The organism is Paraburkholderia sp. BL9I2N2 (genome assembly GCF_004339745.1).
In the GTDB taxonomy this organism is placed as follows: Bacteria; Pseudomonadota; Gammaproteobacteria; order Burkholderiales; family Burkholderiaceae; genus Paraburkholderia.
In genome coordinates this window covers 1,064,977-1,091,140 of the sequence record NZ_SMGP01000004.1, presented here as the reverse complement: position 1 = coordinate 1,091,140, position 26,164 = coordinate 1,064,977, and the positions used below count along the sequence as shown (strand labels likewise).

Genomic DNA, 26,164 nt, shown 5'->3' with positions numbered 1-26,164 from the left:
CACTGTAGACGAAGGCCATCGTTGCCATGAAACAGGAACAGTCGTCCCGCCGGGAAAAGCGAAATGGCCCTCAACTACGGCGGTCGACCGGCAGCGTCCGTCTGCCCTTCCCGGAATGGATTGCCGACTACAGGGCAGCGTGGCTCAGGCCCGACATCATTGCCGGCCTGACGCTAGCCGCGGTGGTGATCCCGAAGGCACTGGCGTATGCGACCATTGCCGGCCTTCCTGTTCAGGTCGGCCTCTACACCGCCTTCGTTCCCATGTTGATCTACGCTTTGCTGGGATCTTCGCGTGTCCTCAGCGTGAGTACGACGACCACGATCGCAATCCTGGTCGCGGCGGCATTCGGCGGTGTGGCGTCCGCGAATGATCCGGCCAGCCTGCTGACGGCTTCGGCGACGCTGACATGCCTGGTTGGGGCGATTCTTATCGTAGCGAGACTGCTGCGGTTGGGCTTCATCGCGAATTTTATTTCCGAACCGGTGCTCATCGGCTTCAAGGCCGGCATCGGAATTGTCATCGTCGTGGACCAGGTGCCGAAGCTACTCGGCATCCATTTTCAGAAAGGCGCGCTGTTTCACAACCTGCTCGCCATCGTTCATGAGATCCCGCAAACGTCCTGGGCAACAGTGGCCGTCGGCGCGGTCATGATCGTTCTGCTGGTCGCCATGGAGCGCTTCCTCCCCCGTGCGCCCGCACCCCTGGTCGCGGTGGCGGCCGGCATTGCCGCCGTGAAACTGTTCGCCTTGCCGGCGTATGGTGTGGCGACGGTCGGCCACGTCCCCACGGGACTGCCTCCCTTTACGCCGCCGGATCTGCAGATGGTGACGATGCTTTGGCCCCCTGCGCTGGGCATAGCACTCATGAGCTTTACCGAATCCATCGCGGCAGGACGGGCGTTTGCGCAAAGCGGCGAGCCGACTCCACAGCCGAACAGGGAATTGCTGTCGACGGGACTGGCAAACCTAGGCGGCGCTTTCTTCGGCGCCATGGCCGCTGGCGGCGGAACGACGCAGACCGCGGTGAACCGGCTCTCGGGTGGGCGATCCCAACTTTCCGGACTGGTCGCCTCGCTAGCCGCGCTCGGCACAATGCTCGTTCTGGCACCGCTCATCGGGTTGATGCCGGAGGCGACACTGGCAGCAGTGGTCATCGTCTATTCGATCGGACTGATCAAGCCGGCCGAATTCCGGGAGATCCTCAAGGTACGTCGCACGGAGTTCATCTGGGCGCTGGTCGCGCTGGTCGGCGTGGCCGTGGTCGGCACGCTCGAGGGGATTGTCGTCGCGATCATCGTGTCGCTGGCCGCGCTCGCTCATCAGATGTCGGACCCGCCGGTTTATGTGCTGGGCAGGAAGCCCGGCACGAACGTCTTCCGTCCGCGCTCGACCGACAACCCCGCCGACGAGACCTTCCCCGGGCTACTGATGCTGAGGCCGCAGGGACGCATTTTTTTTGCCAATGCCATGCGCGTCGGAGAGAAGCTGAGACTGCTAATTGCCGAGCCCAGACCGAAAGTGTTGGTGCTCGATCTCTCTGCTGTATTCGACTTCGAATACACGGCATTGAAGATGCTAACCGATGCGGAAAGGAAAATTCGTGAGGAGCAGGGAGTCGTGCTCTGGCTCGTCGGTCTCAATCCCGACGTGCTCGCGATGGTGCGGCGCTGTCCGCTGGGAGAGACGCTCGGGAACGACAGAATGTTCTTCAACATGGACATGGCGGTTGCCAGGTATCAGACCGACCAGGCTCACGATTAACACCACCATCCAAATCGAGAAGCGACACGTTAGATTGACCGCACGTCGCGTGCTTGGCGCGAGGCTTCGCCCCTACCCTGGCCTCGCTCATCGTCCCATGCGACGGTCGTAGCTGCGCGAGATGCGCTGAAGCAAAGTCGGGTCGCGTGCGTCACTGGAGTCGAACCGCACCTGTACGCTCCCATCGGCCTGCTGGCGCACGCCGGCCGTCACGATGACGCTGCCGAAATTTCCAACGACAGTGCCGTTCGCCGGATCCTGTACGGTAATGGCCAGTCCTTCGTCGCGCATGGCGCCTGCCGCGGCGGCAAACGAGCGATCGTAACTGGCTGGCGTCATCACCACCGTGCCGGCGGGGACCGCGTAGTAAGGGCATCCTGATAGCGCGACGAGCACGCCGCAGGCAGCCGCGAGTAGAAGAAGGCGCATCAATGTGCCACCTGCGCCCACCCGGGGCCGGGGTCGAATGACTGCATCGCCGCCGCTTTCTTCGCGCTGTCGGGGCCAAGATCACGCTCGTAGACCTGCCCGTCGTGACTGACCATGAAGCTCTTGATGCCGGTATCCCCGTAGCGAACAGGCCAGGCAACGACGGCGAAGCCGCCAAAGAGCTTGCCCTTGGCAACATAGTCGTACGCCCCGCCAGGGGCGTGAGGGCCCTGCGACGTGAGCAGCTTGTAGTGGTAGCCGTAATAGCCTGCCTGCCCGGTGCGCGCGCCCGCCGTCACGAAGGCGGCCCCAAGCGGACTTGGCTTGTCATCGGGGCCGGTTGGCCAGTACAGGCCGTCCTGCTTGCCGGGCGAGCTCGACAGCTTCGTCGCGTAGGCGAGCACGCCACTGCCGTCATGGTCCGTCTCGGCGTATTCGCGCTGCGCATCGTAGACCGCCAGCATTGTCTGGATGACCGCAAGCTCGTTTCGGCCAATGCGGCGCAAGCGCATTTCCTCGACTCCGGCGCGCGTGTCGAAATGCCAGCCTTTGGCCGATTTCACGATGGGGATGGGCAGAGTCCAGCCATCATTGCCCACCAGGATGTCGGCACGTTCGCTGTTAGTCGCCTGAATCGCATGCGACGTGTCCCAGGCCTTCAGAAAGCGGCTTCGGATCTCGGCGCCGACCGGAGGGATGAGTTCCCGAAAGTCGACGCCCAGCAAAGCCCTTAAACTTGCCTCGTCGTTATTGGCAACAGCGTGGCCGAACGCCGTCATCGCCTCTTCCGGCGACTTGAAGTCCGTCTGCGCGTATGCAGCAGGAGGCGCCCCGAAGCAGAGTGCCAGCGCAACCACGACTGAACCGCCGATCGCGGCGAGCCGAGCCGCAGGAAATCGTAGTAATGACTTCATGCTCGTGCCTCCCTAGCGTCTGCCACGTCCGCCACCACCCGAGCGCATCCCGCCCCCGCCGCCCGTTCTATTGAAGCCGGAAGACCGCGCGCTGGCCTGGCCCCGGTTGAAGTCTCGCTGTGAGGCGCCACCGCCGCCCACACCCTGGAAGGCACTGTCGCGGCCGGCTCCGGTACCGGTCCGATCGGACACTGCCGCGCGATTGCCGGCACCGGCAGTATTCGCTCCGTCAGCACGATTGCCGAAGCCTCCAGTCGTCCCTCCACCACCGCGGTCGCCCACGCCGGCGTTGTTCGCGCCACCTGCGCGGTTGCCCACGCCGGCGTTGTTCGCGCCACCAGCGCGGTCGCCTACGCCGGCATTGTTCGCGCCGCCCGCGCGGTTGCCCACGCCGGCGTTGTTCGCGCCACCTGCGCGGTCGCCTACGCCGGCATTGTTCGCGCCGCCCGCGCGGTTGCCGGCGCCGGCCCGGTCGCCTGCGTCACCGGTGCGGCCACGGAAGTCACCGCGCGCGTCGGCGCCGGAGACATTATTGGCGAACTTCTCGCGGGACGCGTTATCACGATAGGCGACGCCCTGACGATGGCTGGCATCATGCTGCCACTTGCCGCCGCCCTGAACTTTGGTGCGATCAAAGTTGCGATCGATATTGGCGGCCTTGTTGACGTTGATATTGACGTCTCCACCACCCCAGTTGCAGTTGCCGAAGATTGCTCCCGCCGCGGCAAGGCCGACGCCCCAGGCAAATCCAGTGGCGAGTGCGGCGCCGGGATAGTAAGCCGGGGACGGTGGCCAGTAGTACGGAGGATAGGTCGGATAGCTCCATGCGCCGTACACAACGGTCGGGTTGTAGGCCGGCACGTAGATCACCTCCGGGTTCGCCGGTTCGATGCGCACGATGGTCTGCGCGGCTTGCCCACCCGCCGGCGCAGGCTCCGAGATCACCTTCTGTTGCTCATTGGACTTCAGGTTGCCCGATTTCTCAGCGCGCGAGCGCAGTCGCTGTACCGCAGCGAGCACGTCGCTTTCCTGCGCGAGGAAGGCGTCGCCCAGTTTCTGGGTCCAGTCGAGCTTGTCGTTCATCGGCTCGAGAACCTGCGGAAACGCGACCAGCGATTTCACGCTGACATCCCAAGGCTGCCCCTCTACCGCCTTCACTGCGGCGTCACCTTTGATGTTCGGATTGGACTTGACCCAGCGCGCGGCATGCACGATTTCCAGTGGATAGGTGGAGGCCATCAGTACCTGAGATAAAAGAGAGTCGGGATAGAGTGCGATTGGTGCAACCAGCGCCTCGATCTCCTCTGGCTTGAAGGTCGGCTGCTGCGGTGGATTCTGGGCGCTCACCCCGCTCGAACCCATCATCACGACAGCGACAAACCATATGCAGACCACTTGCGACAGTCTTTCACTCCACCGATTCATGGCTACTCCCTCCAACCCACAACCGCGCGAACATCGGTCGTTTGCATCGCCCATGCCCGGCACGGGGTAGTGTTATTTTTCGAAGCTGTGGACTTTTCCCCTTCGATGGATAGATGACGGGTCGCTGAGCGGCAACCGAACTGGTCTATTGATCCACGCCGCTATGGGCCGCAGCAATGGCTTCGTCGCGGACCTTTGCCGCAGCTGCCTTCTGCTCGTTGTAGACTCTTTTCGCTGCGCTGACTTTCCGGTCATACGCTCTGTTGGCTGCGGCAACCTGCTGATGCATCTTCACGATCTCATCCGAATTGCCGCCTGGTGCCGCGTTCGCCGCGGGCCCACTAGCAGTCTGTGCCCAACTCGTCGTGGCAAGCACGCCGGTGCACAGCAGGAACGTTGCAATGATTTTCTTCACGGGAACCTCGAACTGGACGGGTTGCGGGGCGACGGTAGGCCGACCGGCCAAATTCGCTCCGCCAGGTGAAAACCATGACTTCGAGCGCCAGCACGGCGGACGTCAGTCACCTGTATGGAAACGTAATTCCGAACCGCGTGATCTTTTTGCCTCGCGGGCCTCTCACACTTCATTATCGGACACGGGATTGTTCAGTGACAATGAGCCTTTGGTCCCATACTGGCCCGGCGCAAATGTAGGGATCAGTTGGCTGCCACAGTCCGCAGCGTTGCGCACAGTCCCAGGAAACAGATCCTGCGGGACGGCTCGTACGGCCTGCCAATCTGCGATTCTGCGATTCCGCGTTGCAGCGAGACGTCGTCCTTCCTGGTCGATCCGCTTTTTTGATCGCCTCGTCCCACTTCGGAAATGCTGCCGCTTCTCGATGGAAGGGAACTGAAATATTCGATAAACCGTGCGACCAAAGTCTTATTGTCCGTACCCACCTCATGGTTGATCATTTAGGAATCTAAATGGATTCAACGACCATCCGGATGAACGGCATCGCTACTGTTTTTTTCATGGTAGCGAGACGCCTGTGTCATTCAGTTCGCAGGCCCGTGTCATTCAAGCGACACCAATCCGGTTAAGTATGGAAAGCCTCGACGATCAGCGTTCCGCAAGCCTTTAGATCGAGTTCGAACGCAATCGTCGGGGTCAACGAGACTGGCGCTGGCCGGCATGCCGTACGTTCGCCTGAAACGCCCTGATCCGCTTGGGATGTCGAGCCGAATTCGTTCACCCGTAGCGGAGGAAAAGCCATGGCCGCGCAAGTTGTGGATGTGACGGAGCAAGTACGCTTGAACGAAGCGCGCGAGGCACAAATCCCGTGGAAAAAGTGGGGGCCTTATCTAAGTGAGAGGCAGTGGGGAACGGTCAGAGAGGACTATAGCGATAACGGCGACGCCTGGAATTACTTCACTCATGACGAGGCGCGCTCACGCGCCTACAAGTGGGGAGAGGACGGACTCGGCGGACTGTGCGACGACCAGCAACGGCTGTGCTTTGCATTGGCGCTATGGAACGAGCGCGACCCGATTCTGAAGGAGCGCCTCTTCGGCCTCACGAATGGCGAGGGCAACCATGGAGAGGACGTCAAGGAGTATTACTTCTACCTCGACAGCACGCCCACCCACTCCTACATGAAGTACCTCTACAAATACCCGCAGCGGGAGTATCCCTACCGGGACCTGGTCGAGACCAACGGGAAGCGTTCACGGGAAGAGTTTGAGTACGAGTTGCTCGATACCGGTGTCTTCGACGATGACCGGTATTTCGATGTATTCGTCGAATACGCCAAGGCAGATCCTGACGACATCCTTGTCCGGATTTCGGTGCACAACCGCGGGCCGGAGCGCGTACCGTTAAGAGTATTGCCAACGCTATGGTTCCGCAATACCTGGTCCTGGGGAGACGATGACCGCAAGCCGTCGCTGTGTGAAGATGGAACGGGTACGATTTGCGGAACCCATCATGAACTGGGCCAGTACTGGCTCTATTGCGAGGGTGCCCCGGAGTCGTTGTTCACCGAGAACGAGAGTAATGCGCAGCATCTGTGGGGCGAGCCCAACGCGTCTCCTTATGTCAAGGATGCTTTTCACAACTACATTATCTCGAAGCAGACCGATGCGGTAAGTCCAGCAAAGACGGGAACGAAGGCCGCCGTTCACTATATCGTCGAGTTGGCTGGTGGAGAAAGCAGGACGATCCGCCTACGGTTGACGGCAACCAGAATGAACGAGCCCTTCGACGGTTTCGACGGGATAGTCGAGAGCCGGATCGCCGACGCCGATGAGTTTTACCAACGGATTGCACCAAAATCGCTGACAGACGATCAACGCCGTGTGCACCGCCAGGCGCTGGCAGGCATGTTATGGAGCAAGCAGTATTACTACTTCGATCTGGACAAGTGGCTGCGTGAGCACAAGAGCCATCCTTTGCTCGAGACCGCCCGTCGCGATGTGCGCAACACAGACTGGTTCCACATGTTGAACGCCGACGTGATCTCCATGCCGGACAAGTGGGAATATCCTTGGTACGCGGCCTGGGATCTGGCCTTCCACACTATCTCGCTGGCGCTGGTGGATTTCGATTTCGCCAAGGAGCAACTGCTGCTGATGCTGCGAAGCCTGTACTTCCACCCGAGTGGGCAAATTCCGGCTTACGAGTGGAACTTCAGCGACGTGAATCCGCCGGTGCACGCCGCCGCGACACTCTGGCTATACAAATACGAGAAACAGCTGGGCCGGGCTGATCCGCGGTTCCTCGAGCGATCGTTTCAGGGTTTGATGCTCAATTTCAACTGGTGGGTCAATCGCAAGGACCCCAGCGGACGCAACGTCTTCGCCGGCGGCTTTCTCGGTCTCGACAATATCGGTGTCTTCGACCGCAGCGCGCAGCTTCCGACCGGTGGAGTGCTGGAGCAGGCTGACGGCACGGCGTGGATGGCGTTTTATTGCCAGAACATGCTGGAGATGGCCATCATCCTGTCCGAGTACGATCCCATCTACGAAGAGATCGCCTTCAAGTTTGTCCGGCATTTTATGTGGATTGCCTATGCGATGGACCGCCGCGGCGAACATCACGACGAGATGTGGGACGAGGAAGACGGCTTTTTCTATGATCTACTGCGCCTCCCTGACGGCCAGGCGACCCGCTTGAAAGTGAGGTCGATGGTAGGACTGTTGCCGCTGTGCGCGTCGACGGTGTTCGAAGCGGATTCCGCCACTCGCTATCCGAAGCTGATGGAACTGATGGCTCAGTTTCGAACACGTCACCCCGAGTTGATTGCCCAGATTGCCCCGACGGAAGCGGGTTTCATCGGCTATAAGGAAAGGCGTCTGCTGTCTATCCTCAATAAAAAGAAACTCGAGCGTGTGCTTGGGTATCTTCTCGACGAGAACGAATTTCTTGGGCCGCACGGCATTCGTTCGCTCTCGCGCTATCACCTGGAGCATCCGTTCGTTCTCAATGTCGGTGGGCAGGAATACAAAGTACAGTACCTGCCCGCCGAATCGAATACCGGCATGTTCGGAGGCAATTCCAACTGGCGCGGTCCGGTCTGGATGCCGGTCAATATGCTCATCGTTCGGGCGCTGGTGAATCTGTACAGCTTTTACGGCGACGAGTTCAAGGTTCAATGTCCCACGGGTACCGGGCCACAGATGACACTGTTCGAGGTAGCCCAGGAGATTGTTCGGCGGCTCACCGGCACGTTCTTGCGAGATGAGCATGGACAAAGGCCGGTCTATGGTGGATCGGCGAAATTTCAGCACGATCCGCACTGGCGCGACCTGATCCTGTTCTACGAGTACTTCCACGGTGACAACGGCGCGGGCCTTGGCGCCAGCCACCAGACCGGATGGACGGGGCTCGCGGCCCCTCTCCTCGATCTGTTTGGACGCATCGATGCAAAGTCTCTGCTTGAAACAGAACGCGTGCAGCTAATGGCAAGAGTCGTCAAAGAACAGATTGGCGGAGAAGCCGCAAATCAAAGGTGACGGAGCAACTATTTCCGACGTACGTTTCCGGGCGTTGTTTTAGCCAGTACACGTATCTGATTCAGTGCGTTGTCTCGCGCATCGTTGCTCAAAAAGGCGCTGCACGATTGTTGAAAGATTGCTAATCCACCAGGCTCGCGATCCAGACAAAAAAATGCGGCGTCGTCTCAATCCGGAGGCCGACGCCGCTCAAAACATCACACGCTCGCGGGGGTCTAGCCGCACGAGTGAACACAAATTAGCCGGTCAGAAAATTGACCTCAAGATGAAAGAACTGCTTTTGTAACTGGCGGCCAGGTAGTTATTACGTCGGACCTAAACCGCGACCGCATAGAAACGTTGCGCCATCTGCGCTGAAAATCGTATGAATTGAAGCGTCCGCAACTGATAATTTACATACGCAGAGGTTTTGTTACAGTCGACGCGGGGCTCGCAATACGACGACGGCCTTTAATCAATTGGCCACATGTTCGCGCTTCCCTTCTCTCGTAATCACGATCAGCATCAGGCGCCGGTTTCCATGCAGCGGCGTGCCGCAACGACGCGTTCCAGCGTCACCTGCGCGTTGCCCGCCGAACCGACGCCGAGCGCCTGCGCGGCGGCATACGATAGATCGATGATCCGTCCGCGCACGAACGGGCCGCGATCGTTGATGCGAACGATCACCGAGCGCGCGCCGCCGAGCGCCGTCACTCGCACGCAGGCGCCCAACGGCAGAGTGCGATGCGCCGCGGTGAGCGCGTGCATGTCGTAGCGCTCGCCACTCGCGGTGCGGCGTCCGTGGAACCGCTTGCCGTACCACGTTGCTATGCCCGTTTGCCGGAAAGTGTTGCCGCACGCGCAGACGGGCGTGGTCGATGCGGCATCGTCGTTCGCCAAAGGACCAGGTGACGATCCCTCGCTCGCAGTGTCCGATGCGCGCGATGTGTCGATGTCGCCGGTTCGTGCCGCATGTTGTGTTGTTGCACGTTGACCGTTGCGTGCGGCGGCAGCGCCGCCACTGAGCGATTCGCGACCGATGCCGGGCTGCGCACATCCGGCAAGCATGAGCAACGCGCCGAGCAGCAAGACTGTCGACGCGCGCCGGCCCGTGCCAAAGCAATGTAGATAGAAATTCATAAGCATCACGTCGCGCGGCGCTCTGCATGCGGCAGGCTCCGCGTCGCGTTCGAGGTCAAGGTCAAGGTCAGATGAGCGGCGAGGCCGCGAACGCGCCGCGTTACTGGCGTTTTGGAAGGTACTTGAGCGGATCGACCGGTTTGCCGTCCGCGCGCACTTCGAAGCGCAGCGATGCCTGGCCTTTGTCGTCCGCGCCCATTTCTGCGATCGCCTCGCCTGCCTTGACGTCCGTGCCTTCCTTGACGAGCAACGCGCGGTTGTTGCCGTATGCGGTCAACACATGCGCGTCGTGCTTGATGATGATCAGCTTGCCGTACGCCGCGATCCGGCCTCCCGCATAAACCACGCGGCCGCCCGATGCCGCCCGCACCGGTTCGCCGACGCGCCCGCCCATCACGATCCCCTTCGTCTTGCCCGACACGAACGGCGCGGTCACGGGGCCACTCACCGGCCACGCGAGTCGTGCCTTTGTGGACGCAGCCTCGCTCGGGCTATCCGCGAAGAGCGCGCGCGCTTGCGCGAGTGAGTTCGATGGCGCGCTGGCTGCGGGCGAGGCACCGGCACCCAGCGGCGGCGCGACGCGCAGCACCTGGCCGACACGCAGGCCGTCAGCGGGCGACAAGCGGTTCCACTGCGCGAGCGCCGAAGCCTCGCGACCGAACGCCTTGGAAACGCCGATCTGCGTGTCGCCGGGATTGACGCGGTAGAAGCCGGCAGGGACTTGCGAAATGGATGCGGGAGTAGGCAAAGGCGCAGGCGCGGACACGTGCGCCGGCACGTCAACGGCATAGACCGGAGCGGCCGGCTGTGCTCCCGGCCTGGCCAGCGCGCAGCCCGCCAACGACGCGGCCAGCAACAGCGCTAATAGCATGGAAAAGCCCGATTTGGCAAAGCGGGACGAACAGATTTTCATCGGGGAGATCCGGGTAAATCGCGTGGGTGGCTAGCCGCGCTTGCCGCGACTGCAGGCATGCGGTGTGGTGTCGGCGCGCGTTGCTATGGCGGCCAGCTATTCATTCGGTGGCGTGTGTGACGGTTCTCGCAAAGCATCGGCATCCGTGGTTCGTCGCGTGGTCCAACGGGCAACAAGCAGCGCGCGTGCAAGCGATGCGTGATTGCAGCTCGCATCGATTTGCCGCTGATCTTCGCCTCACGCCTTGCGATTCCAAAAGCGATGAAGGACGGGCCGACGACCTGCATCGGCCCGCATCCTCGCATCGTCGGCCGATGCTTACGGCTTGATTGGCGCCGCGCCGTCATTCGACGCAGCGGCTTGCGCGCCGCTAGCAGCCGACGCAGCCTGATGGCGATGCGCGTGCTTGTGATGCTTCTTCTTGTGGTGATGCTTCGCAGCCGGCGCCGAGGCTTCCTGCGTAGCCACGCCTGCTTGCGACGATGCGTCGACCGGCGTGGATGCCTGGGCGAATGCGCCGATCGAGAACAGACCCGCGACGGTAACGGCGAAAATGTGCTTCTTCATGGATGGTATTTCCTTAACGAACTGCGTTGACTGACCGCTTCACGGCCGCGTGTTCAACGAGTGTCAGGACAAAGCGTTGACGGCATCGTCGGGAACAGGACGTTCCTTGACCACTTGTCACGCTTTCGCTCACGGCACCATCAAATCTGGAGATATTTGAGCGCCCGCGAACAGGCGCAACGTCGCGCGGCGCGGCATGCGCGCCGGACGTTTCGAGATGGATTTCTGGAACGCCGGCTCTTACCGGCCGCCTTCGATCTCAGGCATCGGCGCGAACAGCGCGTCGAGATCGTCGTCCGAGAACTTGGCGGCGCCGGCGGCGTCTTCGGAAAGAATGCTGTCCGCAAGCCCGGCCTTCTGCTCCTGCAACTCCACGATCTTTTCCTCGATGCTGCCCGCCGCAATCAGCTTGTAGACGAACACGGGCTTGTCCTGCCCGAGCCGATGCGCGCGATCGGTTGCCTGATTCTCTGCCGCCGGATTCCACCACGGGTCGTAGTGGATCACCGTGTCGGCGGCGGTCAGGTTCAGGCCGACACCGCCCGCCTTGAGGCTGATCAGGAACAGCGGCACCTCGCCCTGCTGAAAACGTTCGACCGGCGTGACGCGGTCTGTCGTGTCACCGGTGAGAATCACATAGGGAATCGCGGCTTCTTCGAGCGCTTCAGCAATCAGCGCCAACATGCCCGTGAACTGCGAGAACAGCAGCACGCGGCGCCCTTCCTCGATCAGTTCCGGCAGCATCGACAGGAGCAGGTCGAGCTTGGCCGAACGCATGGCGCGCGCACCCTTCTCGACCCGGTCCGTTCTGTCGCGTTTCTCGCCTGCCTCACCGGCCTCGCCGGCCGCCTTCAGGGTCCGGACGAGTCGCGGATCGCAGCACACCTGGCGCAGCTTCAGCAAGGCATCGAGCACGATGATGTGGCTGCGCGCGAGGCCTTGCGCGCTGACGGCGGCGCGCACTTTCTCCTGCATCGCCGTGCGCACGGTTTCGTAGAGATCGCGCTGCGCGCCTTCCAGGTCCACCGAGCACAGGATCGTGGTCTTGGCCGGCAGTTCCTTGGCGACCTCGTCCTTGCGACGGCGCAGCATGAACGGCCGGATGCGGCGCGCCAGCAACGCGCGGCGCACGCCGTCGCCATTCTTCTCGATCGGATTGCGCCAGCGTTTGGTGAAGTCTTTCTGGCTGCCGAGAAAGCCCGGCAACAGAAAATCGAACTGCGACCACAGCTCGCCGAGATGATTCTCCAGCGGCGTGCCCGTCAGACACAGCCGATGCGACGCGCGCAGCCCGCGAATCGCCTGCGCGGCTTTGGTGGTGGCGTTCTTCACGTACTGCGCTTCGTCGAGAATCAGCAAGTGATAGTCATGCTCGGCGAGCACCTTCTGATCGCGCCATAGCAGCGCGTACGTGGTCAGAATCAGTTCGTGCCCGGCGATCTGTTCGAAGCGCTCCTTGCGCTGCGGACCATTGAGCACCAGCACCTTGAGTTCGGGTGCGAAGCGGCGCGCTTCTTCGCGCCAGTTGTGCACGAGCGTGGTCGGCACGACGATCAGCGCCGGCCGCGTCAGACGCCCCGCTTCTTTTTCCGCGAGGATATGCGCGAGCGTCTGCACGGTCTTGCCCAGACCCATGTCGTCGGCGAGCACGCCGGCGAGGTTCTGCTCGCGCAAAAACTGCATCCAGTTCAGGCCTTGGTGCTGATAGGTCCGTAGTTCGGCCTTCAGGCCGCGCGGCACCGGCACCTCGCGCAAACCCGGCCCGGCTTGCAGACGCTGCGCGAGTTGCCGGATCGAATCTTCGCCGCGAAATTGCCAGCGGCCCGTGCCGTTCAACGCTTCCAGTCGACCGGCATCGACGGATGCCACGCGCAGCGGCGCACCCTCCGCGAGCGAGCCGCCGAGCGCGTCGAACAGATCGACGAGTACACGCACCACCGGCTTCAGACGGTTGGCGCGCAAGCGCAGACGTTTGTTCTCCTCGGTCTTCAGCTCGATCGGTTCGTCGTCGGCGATGCTTTCGAGCGCGCCGCTCAGCCAGCGCCGGTCGCGCCGGAACAGGTCGGCGAGCAGCGGCTCGAGCCGCACGTTGCGCTCGCCGATGCGGATGCCCATCTCCAGATCGAACCAGCCGTCGCCGGCCTGATGCGCGGTGCCTTCGATCGCGTCGATCTCGATGACGTTGTAGCGGAACTCCGGCGCCATCGTCACGCGCCAGCCTTTGCTCACGAGGTCGGGCACGGCGTCGTTGACGAACGCGGACCACGCTTCGGCATCGGGCAGGCCGAGCATGGTGTCGGGCAGCAGGCGCGATGCGTAGACCCGGCTGGTCGGCACCTTCTGCAAACCCGTCTTGCGCAGTTCGAGCAGACGTTTTTTCTCGGCCTCGTAGCGGCGGCGGATATGAATCACATCGCCGCCCGGCATCGGCACGAGCGTCACGCTGCTGTCCACGTTGATGCTCACGCCGTCGTAATCGAAACTCACGCCGGCCAACTCGACCGCTCCGGATTGACGCAGCCCCGCCTTGCTCGCCGACGACGGCAGCGCATGACTGTTGAGCGAGAGCACGGGCACGGGCTCGACGTCGATCACGCGAATCGCGGACGCGTCGTGCGTGGGCGGCAGCGGCAACTCGGGCGCGATCTCGCGCAGCACCGAGGCGACCAGCGGCGCTTCGGCGAGCGAGATCGGCGGCATGGCGAGGTAGTCGGGCAACTGCTGGAACGGCAGCGACGACTGAACGATGCCCGCCTCATTCGCGACGCCATCCACGTACCAGACCGGCTCGGTCGGCAGCACCATGCTGGCGCGCGGCTCGGTGCACAGCACGGGCCGCAGGCGCTCGTCGGCGAGCGGCTCCCATTCGATCCGGCCGGGTCGGTCGGCGCCGCGCGAGAGCGCGGTTGGTCCCGCTTGACCGGGCGCGGGATTGAAGTCGACGAAGAGCCGCCCCGTCGCGATCAGTTTCTGCAGCATCTCCGCGCCGCTCGTGCCGCGCAGGATGAACTGGCCGAAGTCCTCACGGGAGCGGCCGAGCCACAGGCCGCGCAGGATCGACAGGTCTTCGTCGGAGACGAATTTCGGCTGCTTGAGCAGCGCCGTCTCGACATTGCCCCAAGGTTCGTCCACTTCGACAACCGCGCCGTCCGGATTGCAGCGCGCGCGGTACAGCACCACCTCGTGGCGCATGTGGAAGTTGGACCAGTTCAGCCGGTATGCGAGCGTCTGGGTGCGCGGGGCGCTCGCCTTCTGGGCGTCGGCGTCCGCAGCCTCGGCGCGGGCGCGAAAACGTTCGAGCCAACTGACCAGTTCGGGCCGCACGCCTGAAGGCTGTCCCATGTGCGCCATCGGCTTCGGCGGCAGATCGCGCGCCGAATCGCCGTCGTCGAGTTCGACATGGGTGATGTGGTCCATCTCGTCGTGATAGTCGAGTTCGGCGAGCAGCAGCGCGGCGACATGCTTGCAGTTGCGCCCGACCGGACACGTGCAGTCGCTCTGCGCCCAAGGGGAACCGCCGTCGGTCCGAAACCGTACCCGCGTTTTGTAGGGAAGCGTCCGCGTGCCCTGCACGTCGCCGCTCAGCGTGGCGCCGTGCCATTTCACATTGGCGATGGGGCCGACCGAGCGCGCCTTGGCGACGGTGTGGTCCCCCAGCCATTCTGCAATCCGTTCCCGATCAAAGAAAACTGACGACATCGACGTCCAATCCTATTCAAGCCGGCTTGGGCAAGCGCGCGGACAGAATCAGCTCGACAGAGCGCGGCTGGCGCCGGCCGGTGAATGTCTCTGCGGCATCGATTGCCCGTGATAACCGGCCATTTTACGCGTTGGACGAAATTGGCTGTGTGCCCACTTCCACATCCACCCCCGCCGCCGCGAACACCTGAGCCAATGCGGGCGCCGGTGCTTCATCCGTCACCAGCAGATCGACGGCGTCCGCGCCGAACGCGTGCACCAGCGCGCTGTGGCCGAATTTCGCGTGATCCGCCGCGACCACGCGCCGTTCGGCCTGGGCGAACGCCGCCAGCGAAAACGCCACGTCGGCGGGCAGCGCGTCCATGAAACGTCCCTGCATGTCGATCGCGGTGACCGAGACGATCGCGTAGCGCACGTGGAACTGGCGCAGGAACGCCAGCACGCTGTCGCCAACCGCGGCGCAGTCGTCCGGCCGCAGCTCGCCGCCCGCGACGAACACCCGGTTGCCGTTGCGCGGCGCCAGCACGCGCGCGACTTCGATGGAATTGGTCACGACCGTGAGCCGCGAACGGGCAGCGAGCGCCTGTGCAATATGCAGGCACGTCGTGCCGCCTTCAAGGATCAGCGAATCGCCGTCCCGCACCAGTTCGCCGATCCGCGCGCCGATTGCCCGCTTGCCCTCGAGGCTCGCCGTCATGCGCCGCTGGAACGGCGGCTCGTCGAGACGCTCCGGCAGCATGATGCCGCCGTGAACTTTGATTAGCAGGCCGTCCGCGATCAACGGCTTGATGTTGCGGCGGATGGTCTCGTCGGAGACGGCGAAACGGCCGGCGAGATCGGTGATCGTGCAGGTGCGCTGCTCGCGGACGAGTCGCAGGATTTCGGCTTGGCGCTGGTTGGAGAACATGGCGATTGGGCGGTGAGGATTCACTGCAGTCTAGCAAAAGACACAGTTTTACGGATTGAATAGCCACACATTTCCAACTAAAACCACATTTTTAAGGCGCACTATGAACTTTCTCCTTCTGAAGCAAGGCCGGAGTGGCCGTACCCTTCCGGAAGGCGCACGGTCGTATGACCGCTGCATGACGCCGCCCGAATCACAACAAGGCTGTGTATTCGTTGCATTTCGTGTCTTTTTACGGCAATCTACACGCACCTGATCCACGCATATCCACACATGTCCACATCCATTCCCACTCACGCTCGCGTCGTCATTGTCGGCGGCGGGATCATCGGCTGCTCGGTCGCCTACCACTTGACGAAGCTAGGTTGGACCGATGTGGTGTTGCTCGAACAGGGCCAACTGTCGTGCGGCACGACCTGGCACGCGGCCGGGCTCGTCGGCCAGTTGCGCGCCCAAGAGAGCATGACGAAGCTGATCCGCTATTCGACCGCGCTGTACGCCGAACTCGAAGCGGACACCGGCCTCGCCACCGGCTGGAAGCAATGCGGCTCGCTCTCGGTGGCCCGCACGTCCGCGCGGATGACGCAGCTCAAACGCACCGCCGCCGTCGCGCGCGCCTATGGCGTGGCCTGCGACGTGATCAGCCCGCGCGAAGCCGGCGACCTGTGGCCGGTCATGCGCACGGACGACCTGCTCGGCGCGGTCTGGCTGCCCGGCGACGGCAAGGCGAATCCCACCGATCTGACCCAGGCCCTCGCCCGGGGCGCCCGCCAGCGCGGCGCGCGCATCGTCGAAAACACCCGCGTTATGGCGATCCACACGCGCACCGCGCAAGACGGCAAAGCGAGCGGCGCGCGCGAGGTCAGCGGCCTCGCCTGGCGCAACAAGGATGGCGAGGAAGGCACGCTCGGCGCGGATATCGTGGTGAATTGCGCGGGTCAGTGGGCCAAAGCCGTCGGACGCTTGTGCGGCGTGACCGTGCCGCTGCACTCGGCCGAGCACTACTACATCGTCACGGAACAGATTGCCGGCGTGCATCCGGACCTGCCGGTGATGCGCGACCCGGACGGTTTCATCTACTTCAAGGAAGAAGTGGGCGGCCTCGTGATGGGCGGTTTCGAACCGGATGCGAAGCCGTGGGGCATGAACGGCATCCCCGAGAATTTCGAGTTTCAACTGCTGCCGGACGATTGGGATCAGTTCGAAATCCTGATGGAAAATGCGTTGCAGCGCGTGCCCGCGCTCGAAACGGCTCAGGTGAAGCAGTTCTACAACGGCCCCGAATCGTTCACGCCGGACAACAACTTCATGCTCGGTGAAGCGCCCGAACTGCGGCGCTTTTTCGTCGGCGCGGGTTTCAATTCGATGGGGATCGCCTCGGCGGGCGGCGCCGGCATGGCACTCGCGGAATGGATCGTGGCAGGCGAGCCGACCATGGATCTGTGGCCGGTCGACATTCGCCGCTTCGCGCGCTTCAACGGCAACGACACGTGGCTGCACGACCGCGTGAAGGAAACGCTCGGTCTGCACTATGCGATGCCGTGGCCGAATCGCGAACTCGACAGCGCGCGGCCGTTTCGCCGCTCGCCGCTGTATTCGCTGCTGCGTGACGAAGGCGCGTGTTTCGGCAGCAAGATGGGCTGGGAACGCGCCAACTTTTTTGCGCCTTCGCCGCAAGAGGCCAGAATCGAGTACGCATTCGGCCAGCAGAACTGGCTGCCCTGGAGCGGCGCCGAACACCGCGCGTGCCGCGAAGGCGTCGCGCTGTTCGACATGACGTCGTTCTCCAAATTTCTCGTCAAGGGACGCGACGCGCAAAACGTGCTGCAAGGCATCGTCGCCAACGACGTGGATGTGCCGACCGGCACCACCGTCTACACCGCCATGCTCAACGAGCGCGGCGGCTACGAATCGGACTTCACGCTCACGCGCCTCGCCGACGATCAATACCTGCTCGTCACCGGCACCGCGCAAACCACGCGCGACTTCGACATGATCGACAAGGCCATTCCACACGACAAACACTGCACGCTCGTCGACGTGACCGGCCAGTATGCCGTGCTCGCCGTGATGGGCCCGCGTTCGCGCGAACTGCTGCAAAGCGTGTCGAAAGCGGATTGGAGCAACGAAGCGTTCGCGTTCGGCCAGAGCCGCGAGGTCGACCTCGGTTACGCGACGGTGCGGGCCACCCGCCTCACCTACGTCGGCGAGCTCGGCTGGGAACTGTATGTGCCGGTGGAATTCGCGGTCGGCGTGTACGAGATGCTGCGCGCCGCGGGTAAAGCGTTCGGCCTCGTCAACGCGGGCTACTATGCAATCGACTCTTTGCGCATCGAAAAAGGTTATCGCGCATGGGGCCGCGAACTCACGCCGGATACGAATCCGTTCGAAGCGGGACTGTCGTTCGCGTGCAAGCTCGACAAGAACATGGCGTTTCGCGGCCGCGACGCGCTGCTGAAATTGCGCGCCGAACCGCCACGCAGACGCATGGTCGTACTGACCGCCGACGGCGCCGCGGATCGCATGCTATGGGGCGGTGAAGCGATTCTGCGCGACGGTAAGCCAGTGGGCTTCGTGAGTTCGGCGGCGTTCGGCCACACGCTCGGCTGTCCTGTGGCGATGGGCTATGTGAACAATCCCGAGGGCGCAGCGGATGCCGCCTATCTGAACAGCGGCCGCTATGCGATCGACGTCGCCGGCGAACTGCTGCCGGCAACGCTGCATCTGAAAGCGCCTTACGATCCGCGCTCGGAACGCGTGAAGCGCTAAAGAAGAACTAACGCTCGCCGCGCGCCATGCTCGAAAACACACCGTCGCGTCGGATCAGCCCATGAAACAGCGCCGCCGCGAGATGCAGCAGCACGGTGGCGAACAAGGCGAACGCAAACCACGTGTGCAACGCGCGCAGCAAGGCGAACAACTCGACGTTATGCGGCGCGATCGGCGGCAAGTGCAGCGGACCGTAGAGCGTGACCGGATAACCCGCGGCGGACAGCATCGCCCAGCCGATCAACGGCATTGCCGCCATCAACACATAGAGCACCAGATGCGAAGCCTTCGCCGCGAACCGCTGCGGCGTGGGCATATCGTCGGGCAACGGCGGGCTGCCGCGTGTGAGGCGCACGCCCGCACGCAGCACCACCAGCAGCAGCAACGCAATGCCGAGCGGCCGGTGAATCGCGATCAGCGTGTTGTGCGCGCTCGAGACAGTGGCGACCATGCCCACGCCGATGAACAGCATTGCGATGATCAGGGGCGCCATCGTCCAATGCAACAGGCGCGCGAGCGGACTGAAATGGGTGCGCGTCGGCCTCATGAGTGGTCTCCGTTTGTCTGGGCTTGATGAACCGCGGGATGCAACGCTTCCTCGCGTGTGCGGCGCTTGTAGGATAGTGCGTACGCGGCCGAGCGCGCGGCCAGCAAGGGATCGTCCGACGGCTTGATGCCGGCCGGCAGGATGGTCGGATCGAAGTTGACGTCGCGGCACGTGCCGTTTGCCTGCGACGTCGTGTGATCGATCACGAGCGTGCCCGCGTCGACTTGTTGACGATCGTCGGGCCATTGCAGCGTGGCGTCGTTGGTGGGGTCGCCGGGCTTTGCGACGGTCAGGATCAGATGCCAGCGCAGAGGGCCGTTTTGCAGGCGCTGATCGAGGTCGGCCTCAAGAAAATTCTTCTCGGCTTTTTCGGCGTCCGTGATCGGCGCGTACGGCGTCTCGGGCACCATCGCCCAGCGCACGGCATGCGTATTGCCGGTGCCGTCGGTAAAACGGAATGCGTTGATGCTGTAGTACGCGGCATTCGCCAGACTCGACGAAGGCGGATGGGCCTTCACCCACGCCTGAAACGGCTGGGTCTCGGGATTCGCCGCGTAAAACGCTTTGAGTTTGGCGGGGTCCGGTTTGCCGGTCGTCGGGTCGGGCTTGGCGGCCACCAGTTGCTGATAGAACTGCTCGGGCGTGTGCACCGCGAAAACGGGCGTCGAATTCATCCCGGTGCGCCACTGCTCGCCGTTTTGCAACTGGAACAGCAACGCGAGGCTGCGCACGGGCGAACTGGTATCCGGCGCGGACGGGTTGCCGCCGGGCACCGCGAAACGGCCCGTGACCGGCGTGCGGCCGGGCGCGAACACGGCCGCGCTGGACAGCGCCGCGCCATCGCCGTTGCTGTCGAAATAGCCCTCGATACACAGGCCCTTGGCATGATTGCGCCGATAACCGGGATGCGGCTGGCCGGCCACGGCCTCGAATGTGTTGATGAAACGCGGTGCGGTGAGACGCGCCGGCGTCAGCCAGCCCGCCGTGTAGGCGAAGCCGCCGGCGAGCACCAGCACGGCCGCGCCGATCGCGATGAGTCGGCAGGGCACGCAGACAGGCCCGGGATTGGGAACGGATGGTTTTGCCACGAAAACTCCTCTCTCGGATAGATGCGCTTACCGGGCTAACACGCGATGCAGCGATCTATTCCATTCGATATCCGGCGCGCCCGTTCCAGTCGCGCGCCGGGGTATCGGCACTTCAATTGACGCTGCCTGCCTGCGCGTCCTGGCTCGCAACATGGTTGGCGGCTGCCGCTTCTTTGGCGAGTGCTTCCTTGTGCTGCGCGACCTGCTGCGCGAACACCGGGCTCACGTCGGGATACGATGCATCGGTGACGTAATTCAGGCCGTTCTGCTGGGCCTGGATCAATTCCTGATACACCTCAGCACGCGTCTTGCCTTGCGCGAAAGCGCTCGACGAAGCAGCGAGAACAGCAACGGACAATGCGGCAAAAGCGATCTTCTTCATGATGAACTCCAGTGAGTTTTGTGCGGGTTTGCATGAGGGAGAACCACAGGTCCATGGCTTTTATTCCTGCCTCGAAGCGTCAGAAAAAACATATCCGGAAGCGGGAATAAACCGGCGCGCAATCGGGTTAGCTCGTGCTTCGGCAGCGCGCTGAGGGGCGCATGAAAGTGCGCTCGCGGCCGCCCTGCGGCGCTGAAATTGGCGTGCGAACATATGGAATAAACTTGGGTGTGTGCGTGTTCGCCCCTTCGCTAGCCGAACTCCCTCGCACGCCGACATCATGACCATTGACGCCCCTTCCGATTCGCCGCTTTCCGAAGCGGACATTCAGGCCTACGCCGACGGCACGCTGACGCCTGAGCGCGCGGCATTTCTGCGGGACTATCTGGGCAAGGATCCGGCGGAGGCGCGCCGGGTGGCGTTTTACGGCAGGCTGAACGCGCAGATTCAGCAGGCTTTCCAAACAACTGACGAACCCGTGCCGGGCCGCGTCAAAGGATGGCGCCGCGTGTTGGAGCGCATCAACACGGGAAAACGGACCCGCAAGGTGGTCAACACGCTGGCGGCGCTCGCGCTGACGCTGGCGGTGGCAAGCGGCTGGCTCGCCGCGACTCAGGTGTCCGCCCAGGCGCTGAACAACGCCGCGGTGATGGCATTGGCCGAAAGCGCCGCCGGGCAGTTTTCCGCTGCGTCGCCGACGCGCGCCGATCCGTCCGCGCCGAATCTTTCGGCGATCGGGTTGCGCCTCGTGGACCAAAAAGTGGTGGCGCTGGGCCCGCTTCAGCGGGTCAGCGAATTCATCTATCTGAACGGCGACAATCAACCGGTGGTGCTGCTGTCGGCTCTGGCGCTGTTCGCGCCGGCGCAGGCGCAGTGGTCCGCGAGACGCATCGGCGAGATTCGCCTGTTGCTGTGGACCGCGCAGCGGCAGCGTTTCGTGGTCGCCGGCGACGCCCGCACCCACGGCCTGATGCGCGCCGCCGACGCGATGACCATGCGATGACAGGATGTTGACTGCGGCACACATTTCACGCTTTCAGACACCACGGCGGAATAAAATGCGCGCACGTGTGTTCGCATCTCGAATGCGTCTTTTCGCGCGGCAGGAGAACGCCTTCTTGCCCGCGGAAAAACTCCACGATTGGGATACAAAATGGATGTCCGTGACGAGTTGATGGAGCATGTACCGCGTTTGCGGCGCTATGCACGAGCGTTGATCAACAATCGCGACCTCGCCGACGATCTGGTGCAGGACACGCTCGAACGCGCGCTCGGCCGCACCGGCATGTTCCAGCCGGGCACCGATCTGCGCGCGTGGCTGTTTACGATCATGCACAACGTGTTCGCCAATCAGGCGCGCAAGGCTTCGGCGCGCGCCGTCCACGTGGCGGTCGACGACGAAAGCGTGTCCGAGAGCGAATTCGCCGTGCCCTCCGAGCAGACCCGCTCGCTGGAAATGCGCGACCTCGACTACGCGCTGCAGCGCCTGCCCATGGAGCAGCGTGAAGTCGTGCTGCTGGTGGGCCTCGAGGAAATGAGCTACGCCGACGTGGCGCTCGCGCTGAACATTCCGCTCGGCACGGTGATGTCGCGGCTGTCGCGCGGACGCGAACGGTTGCGGGCGTTGATGGCGGGCACGCAGCCCGGTGCAAAATTACAGGTGGTGCGATGAGCGACCAAACTATGCCGATCGGCGAAGAAGACCTGCATGCGTACGTGGACGGCACGCTGTCCGACGAACGCCGTGCCGATGTGGAGCGCGCGCTCGAACAGAACCCCGAGTTGGCCGCGCGAGTCAGCGATTATTTTTCGCTGAACAGCATGTTCCACGAGCGCTACGACCGCGTGCTGAGCGAACCCGTGCCGAAGCGCCTGCAGGCGCCTGCGCCGCGCCGCTGGCGGATTGCCGCCAACTGGCCGCAATTCGCCGGGATGGCGGCGGCGCTGGTGATGGGCGTGGGCATCGGCGTGGGCACGCATATGGGACAGGACGTGATCGCGCCGGTTGCAAGTGGCCACTCGGACACGCGGCCTGTCAGCGCGGACAGCTCGGAAGTGTTCGCGCGGCAGGCGGCGGTGGCGCATGTGGTCTACATGCCCGCCGTCGACCGGCCGACCGAGATGAGCACCGACGATCACGAACAGGATTTCGTGCAGTGGCTCTCCAACCGTCTCGGCACCAACGTGCATCCGCCGATTCTGTCGAAGAGCGGCTTCAATCTCTCGGGCGGACGGCTGCTGCCTGGCGCCGATGGACCGACCGCGCAGTTCATGTATCGCGGGCCGAACGGCGAGCGCGTCACGCTGTGCATTTCGCGTCGCCAGCAGAACTCGAACACGACCGCGTTCAAGCTGTATCAGGACGGCCCGGTGAACGTGTTCTACTGGATCGACGGCGATTTCGGCTATGCGGTGTCGGGCGGAATCGACCGCAAGCAGTTGCTGCAACTGTCGCATGACGTCTATTCGCAGTTGACGGGCGCGGCGCCGGGTTGATCGGTGCCCTGCATTACGGTGTGCGCTTCAGCTTCCAGGCGCGCGGCCTCGATCCAGTGAGGCCGCGCGCATAACGTCGTTGCGAGGGTCTAGCGCGGCGTAGCAATGCGGCGGGAATGGCTCGAATCGAACTCGACAATGCTGCCTGAATTCGCACTTGACCTGATCAGCTCGCGCGGCGTCACACCCAACAAGCGGCCCATCCAATGCGCCATATGGCTCTGATGCGCGAAGCCCGTATCGAGCGCGATCTGACTCGCGTTGAGCTTGCCTTGCAGCAGCAGCGTTCGCGCGCGCTCCACGCGCCGCTGCACCACGTATTGATGCACCGGCATGCCGAGCGTCTCGCGAAACAGCACCTTGAAATGCGGCACGCTCAACTCGGCGAGTGCGGCCAGTTCGCTTAGCGTGAGACGCTGGTCCAGATGCGCTTCGATAAACTCGATCACGCGCGCGGCCGTTTTCGGCGCGAGCGTGCGCCGCTTGTTATCGAGCGTCGGCGCACCGCCGATCAATCGCACCATCATCGCCGTACACAGGCTTTCGGCGTAGAGCGGATCGGATGCCTCGTCCGCTTCGAGTTCGGCGCGTAAGGCCCAGGCGAGATGCTGAAAGCGCGGATCGCGCAGCTGGAATTGTGGGCGCAGTTGCGCATCGCTCGATTTCAGCGACAGTTGCTCGACGGTCCGCTGCGCGAACGCCTCGCTGATCCACACGCTGAAAATCGTGCAGGCGGCTTCATCGCTCCACTGCCCGTCGAGTCCGGCGGGAATCACGTCGGCGTCGCCATGCGCCTGGATTCGCGAGTAGCGGCGCTCGTTGCACAGGCAGCGTGCCTTGACGGGCGCGCCGACATGCACGCCCACCCGGTGATATTTGAACGCGGGAATACGGTGCAGCCCGGCCGACACGTTGACCAGCTCCGCGCCGAAGCCTTGCCAGCCGAGCAGTCTGCTCGAACGCAATACGACGCGGGAACCGCTATGCGGCTGCGGTTGCAGTCCAGGTATCGGTGTCACTGCATTCATTGCTGCCCTCGTGGATGACTTCGAGTGTGCCTGCATTGTGCGACGTTTCGCGCCGCTTCGCTCGACTCTACGAGATTCAACGCGTCTGCTGCTGCGCGGCAAGCAAAACCGTCATCCGAATCTGCGCGGCGCGATCCTTGCCCGCGCGTTTCCCCGCTGCCGCGCCTCTAAGATAAGGCCGTACCGAGCCAACAAGGAGCGCAACGTGTTCGTGATTTTTGGAGCAGCCGGCAATGTCGGCGCAGTGAGCGCGGCGGCATTGCGCCGGGCGGGCCGCAACGTGCGTGCGGTGGTCCGCGATAAAAAACAGGGCGAATTCCTCGCCGGGATCGGCTGCGAGATCGCCGTTGCCGATCTGCTCGACGCCGCAACGGTGGCGCGCGCAATCGAAGGTGCGCATGCCGTGCAACTGCTGTGTCCGTTGCCACGGGGACACGCCGATCCCGCACAGGCGATGCGGCGCATGATCGACGTGAGCATCGCGGCATTGCGCGCCGATCCGCCCTCTCGCATTCTCGCGCTCTCCGACTACGGCGCGGAACATGCGGCCGGCACGGGCATCACCACGCTGTTTCACCAGCTTGAAACGCAACTGCGAACGGTGGACTCGCAGTTGACGTTTCTGCGCGCCGCCGAACACATGCATAACTGGGCACGCGTGCTGCCGATCGCGCTCGCGAAAGGCGCGCTGCCGAGTCTGCATCATCCGTTGAGCAAACGCTTTCCCACCGTCGCCGCACAGGACGTGGGCGTGCTGGCCGTCGAACTGTTGCTCGACGATCGAGTGCAGCCGGTCTCGCCGCGTGTCGTGAGCATCGAAAGCGATGAGCGCATCAGCGCATTGGACGTGGCGCGCACGATCAGCGAACTGGCAGGCCGTGCCGTCGTAGCACGTGAAGTGCCGCGCGGCGAATGGGCCGCGGTGCTGCAAGGCGCGGGGCTCGGCGAAGGCCACGCGCGTTCGATCACCGACCTCTACGACGCGCACAACGCGGGTCGTATCGATGTCGAAGCGGATATCAGCGAACGTCGCTTCGGCGCGACGACGCTAGCTGAAGTATTGGCGGCGATTCTGCCGCGCGTGGCCACGGCCGCGGCAACCGCCGACGGCACCGCTCGTTAGAGAGGAGAGACCGCATGCATACCTGCCCTTTGCTACGTACATCGATCGACGCGCGCAAGGTCGCGTCCCAACATCGAACGCGATCGACGCGCATGAACACGCGCGCGCACCGCTGGCTGGCGATATCGGCAAGTCTTGTGGGATGGCTAGGCTGGCGCGCGCTGCAGGACGTGCTCAACGCAATTCCCGACAGCAACGACGACTTCAGCCTGTTCTGATCCGCCGCGCTTCGATGTATCGAAGGCGCAAAGCAAAGCGCCCGGCATGCCGGGCGCAAGATATCGACGAATCCGCCGCTACAACGCCGGCTGCCGTGCACAAACGGCGGCCGGCACAGGCGCGTGGCTCATTCGTTCTCGTCGAAGTAATGACCGAACTTCACCTGCTTGGTGCGGATATAACGCTCGTTTTCCTCGCGCATCGGAATCGCCAGCGCGACCCGCTCGCACACCGGAATGCCATGCTTGGACAGCGTGTCGAACTTCTCCGGATTGTTGCTCATCAGACGCACCGACGTGACCTTCAGCGTGCGCAGAATGCCCGCGGCCGAGTCGTATTCGCGCGAGTCGTCCGGCAAGCCGAGATCGAGATTGGCCTCGACGGTGTCGCGCCCCTGCTCCTGCAGCGCATATGCGCGAATCTTGTTCGACAGGCCGATGCCGCGCCCTTCGTGGCCGCGCAGATACAGCAGCACGCCGCAGCCTTCCGCCGCGATGTAGCGCAGCGCGAGGTCGAGCTGCTCGCCGCAGTCGCAGCGGTACGAGCCGAGCACGTCGCCGGTGAGGCACTCGGAATGCAGGCGCGTCAACACGGACGACTGGTTGGCGACGTCGCCCATCACGAGCGCGAGATGTTCGGCGCCGCTCTCGCATACGCGAAACACGTAGGAAGTGAACGTGCCGTAGCGCGTAGGAAGCGTGGCGGTGGCGTCGAGAATGACGCATTCGCCGTTGGGTGCGCCGTCTACTGCGGGCGACGGATCGTGAGACGTGAGCATGGCGTTAGACAATGGTGCTGACATGAACCCGATCAAACCGGGAA

22 protein-coding genes are annotated in these 26,164 nt (G+C 63.3%); 8 read left to right on the top strand and 14 right to left on the bottom strand.

The window, feature by feature from the left end:
* The first annotated feature begins 26 nt into the window (after positions 1 to 26).
* Positions 27 to 1,763: a SulP family inorganic anion transporter gene (locus tag B0G74_RS41340; RefSeq protein WP_132383087.1), complete on the top strand. Its 1,737-nt coding sequence runs from the start codon at positions 27 to 29 to the stop codon at positions 1,761 to 1,763.
* An 87-nt stretch (positions 1,764 to 1,850) separates the two neighbouring features.
* On the opposite strand, the gene B0G74_RS41335 is transcribed toward B0G74_RS41340, so the two are convergent.
* From B0G74_RS41335 to B0G74_RS41320, 4 genes are all read right to left on the bottom strand, one after another.
* The gene (locus tag B0G74_RS41335) at positions 1,851 to 2,192 is read right to left on the bottom strand and encodes a hypothetical protein (RefSeq protein WP_132383085.1); all 342 of its coding nucleotides are present in this window, start codon (positions 2,190 to 2,192) and stop codon (positions 1,851 to 1,853) included.
* Complete coding sequence (locus tag B0G74_RS41330) at positions 2,192 to 3,106, bottom strand: DUF2950 domain-containing protein (protein WP_132383083.1); 915 nt, start codon at positions 3,104 to 3,106, stop codon at positions 2,192 to 2,194. The genes B0G74_RS41335 and B0G74_RS41330 overlap by 1 nt, the downstream gene beginning before the upstream one ends.
* A gap of 12 nt (positions 3,107 to 3,118) precedes the next feature.
* The gene (locus B0G74_RS41325; protein WP_132383302.1) at positions 3,119 to 4,531 is read right to left on the bottom strand and encodes a DUF3300 domain-containing protein; all 1,413 of its coding nucleotides are present in this window, start codon (positions 4,529 to 4,531) and stop codon (positions 3,119 to 3,121) included.
* 145 nt (positions 4,532 to 4,676) lie between these two features.
* Positions 4,677 to 4,946, bottom strand: a complete 270-nt coding sequence (locus tag B0G74_RS41320; RefSeq protein WP_132383081.1) for a hypothetical protein — start codon at positions 4,944 to 4,946, stop codon at positions 4,677 to 4,679.
* An 800-nt stretch (positions 4,947 to 5,746) separates the two neighbouring features.
* On the opposite strand from B0G74_RS41320, the gene B0G74_RS41315 reads away from it, so the two are divergent.
* Entirely contained in the window at positions 5,747 to 8,485 is a 2,739-nt protein-coding gene (locus B0G74_RS41315) for a glucosidase (protein ID WP_132383079.1), read from the top strand.
* 504 nt (positions 8,486 to 8,989) lie between these two features.
* Here the strand turns inward: B0G74_RS41315 and B0G74_RS41310 are convergent.
* The 5 genes from B0G74_RS41310 to B0G74_RS41290 form a co-directional block, all read right to left on the bottom strand.
* Positions 8,990 to 9,604, bottom strand: coding sequence for a septal ring lytic transglycosylase RlpA family protein (locus tag B0G74_RS41310; RefSeq protein ID WP_132383077.1), 615 nt, complete (start codon positions 9,602 to 9,604; stop codon positions 8,990 to 8,992).
* Between the two features lie 100 nt (positions 9,605 to 9,704).
* Entirely contained in the window at positions 9,705 to 10,517 is an 813-nt protein-coding gene (locus tag B0G74_RS41305; RefSeq protein WP_132383075.1) for a peptidoglycan DD-metalloendopeptidase family protein, read from the bottom strand.
* A gap of 318 nt (positions 10,518 to 10,835) precedes the next feature.
* Positions 10,836 to 11,084 carry a hypothetical protein gene (locus B0G74_RS41300; protein WP_132383073.1) on the bottom strand — a complete coding sequence of 83 codons (249 nt, stop codon included), beginning with the start codon at positions 11,082 to 11,084 and terminating at the stop codon, positions 10,836 to 10,838.
* A gap of 240 nt (positions 11,085 to 11,324) precedes the next feature.
* A complete protein-coding gene (locus B0G74_RS41295) occupies positions 11,325 to 14,783 on the bottom strand; it encodes a DEAD/DEAH box helicase (RefSeq protein WP_132383071.1) in 3,459 nt (1,152 codons plus the stop codon).
* Between the two features lie 124 nt (positions 14,784 to 14,907).
* Positions 14,908 to 15,690 carry a DeoR/GlpR family DNA-binding transcription regulator gene (locus B0G74_RS41290; RefSeq protein WP_132383069.1) on the bottom strand — a complete coding sequence of 261 codons (783 nt, stop codon included), beginning with the start codon at positions 15,688 to 15,690 and terminating at the stop codon, positions 14,908 to 14,910.
* A gap of 273 nt (positions 15,691 to 15,963) precedes the next feature.
* On the opposite strand from B0G74_RS41290, the gene B0G74_RS41285 reads away from it, so the two are divergent.
* Complete coding sequence (locus tag B0G74_RS41285; RefSeq protein ID WP_132383067.1) at positions 15,964 to 18,459, top strand: FAD-dependent oxidoreductase; 2,496 nt, start codon at positions 15,964 to 15,966, stop codon at positions 18,457 to 18,459.
* A gap of 7 nt (positions 18,460 to 18,466) precedes the next feature.
* On the opposite strand, the gene B0G74_RS41280 is transcribed toward B0G74_RS41285, so the two are convergent.
* The 3 genes from B0G74_RS41280 to B0G74_RS41270 form a co-directional block, all read right to left on the bottom strand.
* Positions 18,467 to 19,006, bottom strand: a complete 540-nt coding sequence (locus B0G74_RS41280) for a cytochrome b (protein WP_132383065.1) — start codon at positions 19,004 to 19,006, stop codon at positions 18,467 to 18,469.
* Positions 19,003 to 20,094 carry a catalase family peroxidase gene (locus B0G74_RS41275; RefSeq protein WP_132383063.1) on the bottom strand — a complete coding sequence of 364 codons (1,092 nt, stop codon included), beginning with the start codon at positions 20,092 to 20,094 and terminating at the stop codon, positions 19,003 to 19,005. Before B0G74_RS41275 ends, B0G74_RS41280 begins: the two co-directional genes overlap by 4 nt.
* A 112-nt stretch (positions 20,095 to 20,206) precedes the next feature.
* A complete protein-coding gene (locus B0G74_RS41270; RefSeq protein WP_132383061.1) occupies positions 20,207 to 20,476 on the bottom strand; it encodes a DUF4148 domain-containing protein in 270 nt (89 codons plus the stop codon).
* A 280-nt stretch (positions 20,477 to 20,756) separates the two neighbouring features.
* Between B0G74_RS41270 and B0G74_RS41265 the strand changes: the two genes are divergently transcribed.
* The 3 genes from B0G74_RS41265 to B0G74_RS41255 all read left to right on the top strand — a co-directional run bounded on the left by B0G74_RS41265 (position 20,757) and on the right by B0G74_RS41255 (position 22,972).
* Positions 20,757 to 21,479, top strand: coding sequence for a transcriptional regulator (locus tag B0G74_RS41265; RefSeq protein WP_132383059.1), 723 nt, complete (start codon positions 20,757 to 20,759; stop codon positions 21,477 to 21,479).
* A gap of 150 nt (positions 21,480 to 21,629) precedes the next feature.
* On the top strand, positions 21,630 to 22,148 hold the full coding sequence (locus B0G74_RS41260; RefSeq protein ID WP_012426855.1) for a sigma-70 family RNA polymerase sigma factor: 519 nt from the start codon (positions 21,630 to 21,632) through the stop codon (positions 22,146 to 22,148).
* Positions 22,145 to 22,972, top strand: coding sequence for an anti-sigma factor (locus B0G74_RS41255; protein ID WP_132383057.1), 828 nt, complete (start codon positions 22,145 to 22,147; stop codon positions 22,970 to 22,972). The genes B0G74_RS41260 and B0G74_RS41255 overlap by 4 nt, the downstream gene beginning before the upstream one ends.
* A gap of 89 nt (positions 22,973 to 23,061) precedes the next feature.
* On the opposite strand, the gene B0G74_RS41250 is transcribed toward B0G74_RS41255, so the two are convergent.
* Entirely contained in the window at positions 23,062 to 24,000 is a 939-nt protein-coding gene (locus B0G74_RS41250) for an AraC family transcriptional regulator (RefSeq protein WP_132383055.1), read from the bottom strand.
* Positions 24,001 to 24,205: 205 nt separating this feature from the next.
* On the opposite strand from B0G74_RS41250, the gene B0G74_RS41245 reads away from it, so the two are divergent.
* On the top strand, positions 24,206 to 25,123 hold the full coding sequence (locus B0G74_RS41245; RefSeq protein ID WP_132383053.1) for an NAD(P)H-binding protein: 918 nt from the start codon (positions 24,206 to 24,208) through the stop codon (positions 25,121 to 25,123).
* Between the two features lie 14 nt (positions 25,124 to 25,137).
* Complete coding sequence (locus tag B0G74_RS41240; RefSeq protein WP_132383051.1) at positions 25,138 to 25,341, top strand: hypothetical protein; 204 nt, start codon at positions 25,138 to 25,140, stop codon at positions 25,339 to 25,341.
* A gap of 128 nt (positions 25,342 to 25,469) precedes the next feature.
* Here B0G74_RS41240 and ribA read toward each other — a convergent pair whose 3' ends face one another.
* Positions 25,470 to 26,120: a GTP cyclohydrolase II gene (gene ribA, locus B0G74_RS41235; protein WP_116121574.1), complete on the bottom strand. Its 651-nt coding sequence runs from the start codon at positions 26,118 to 26,120 to the stop codon at positions 25,470 to 25,472.
* Positions 26,121 to 26,164 lie beyond the last annotated feature (44 nt).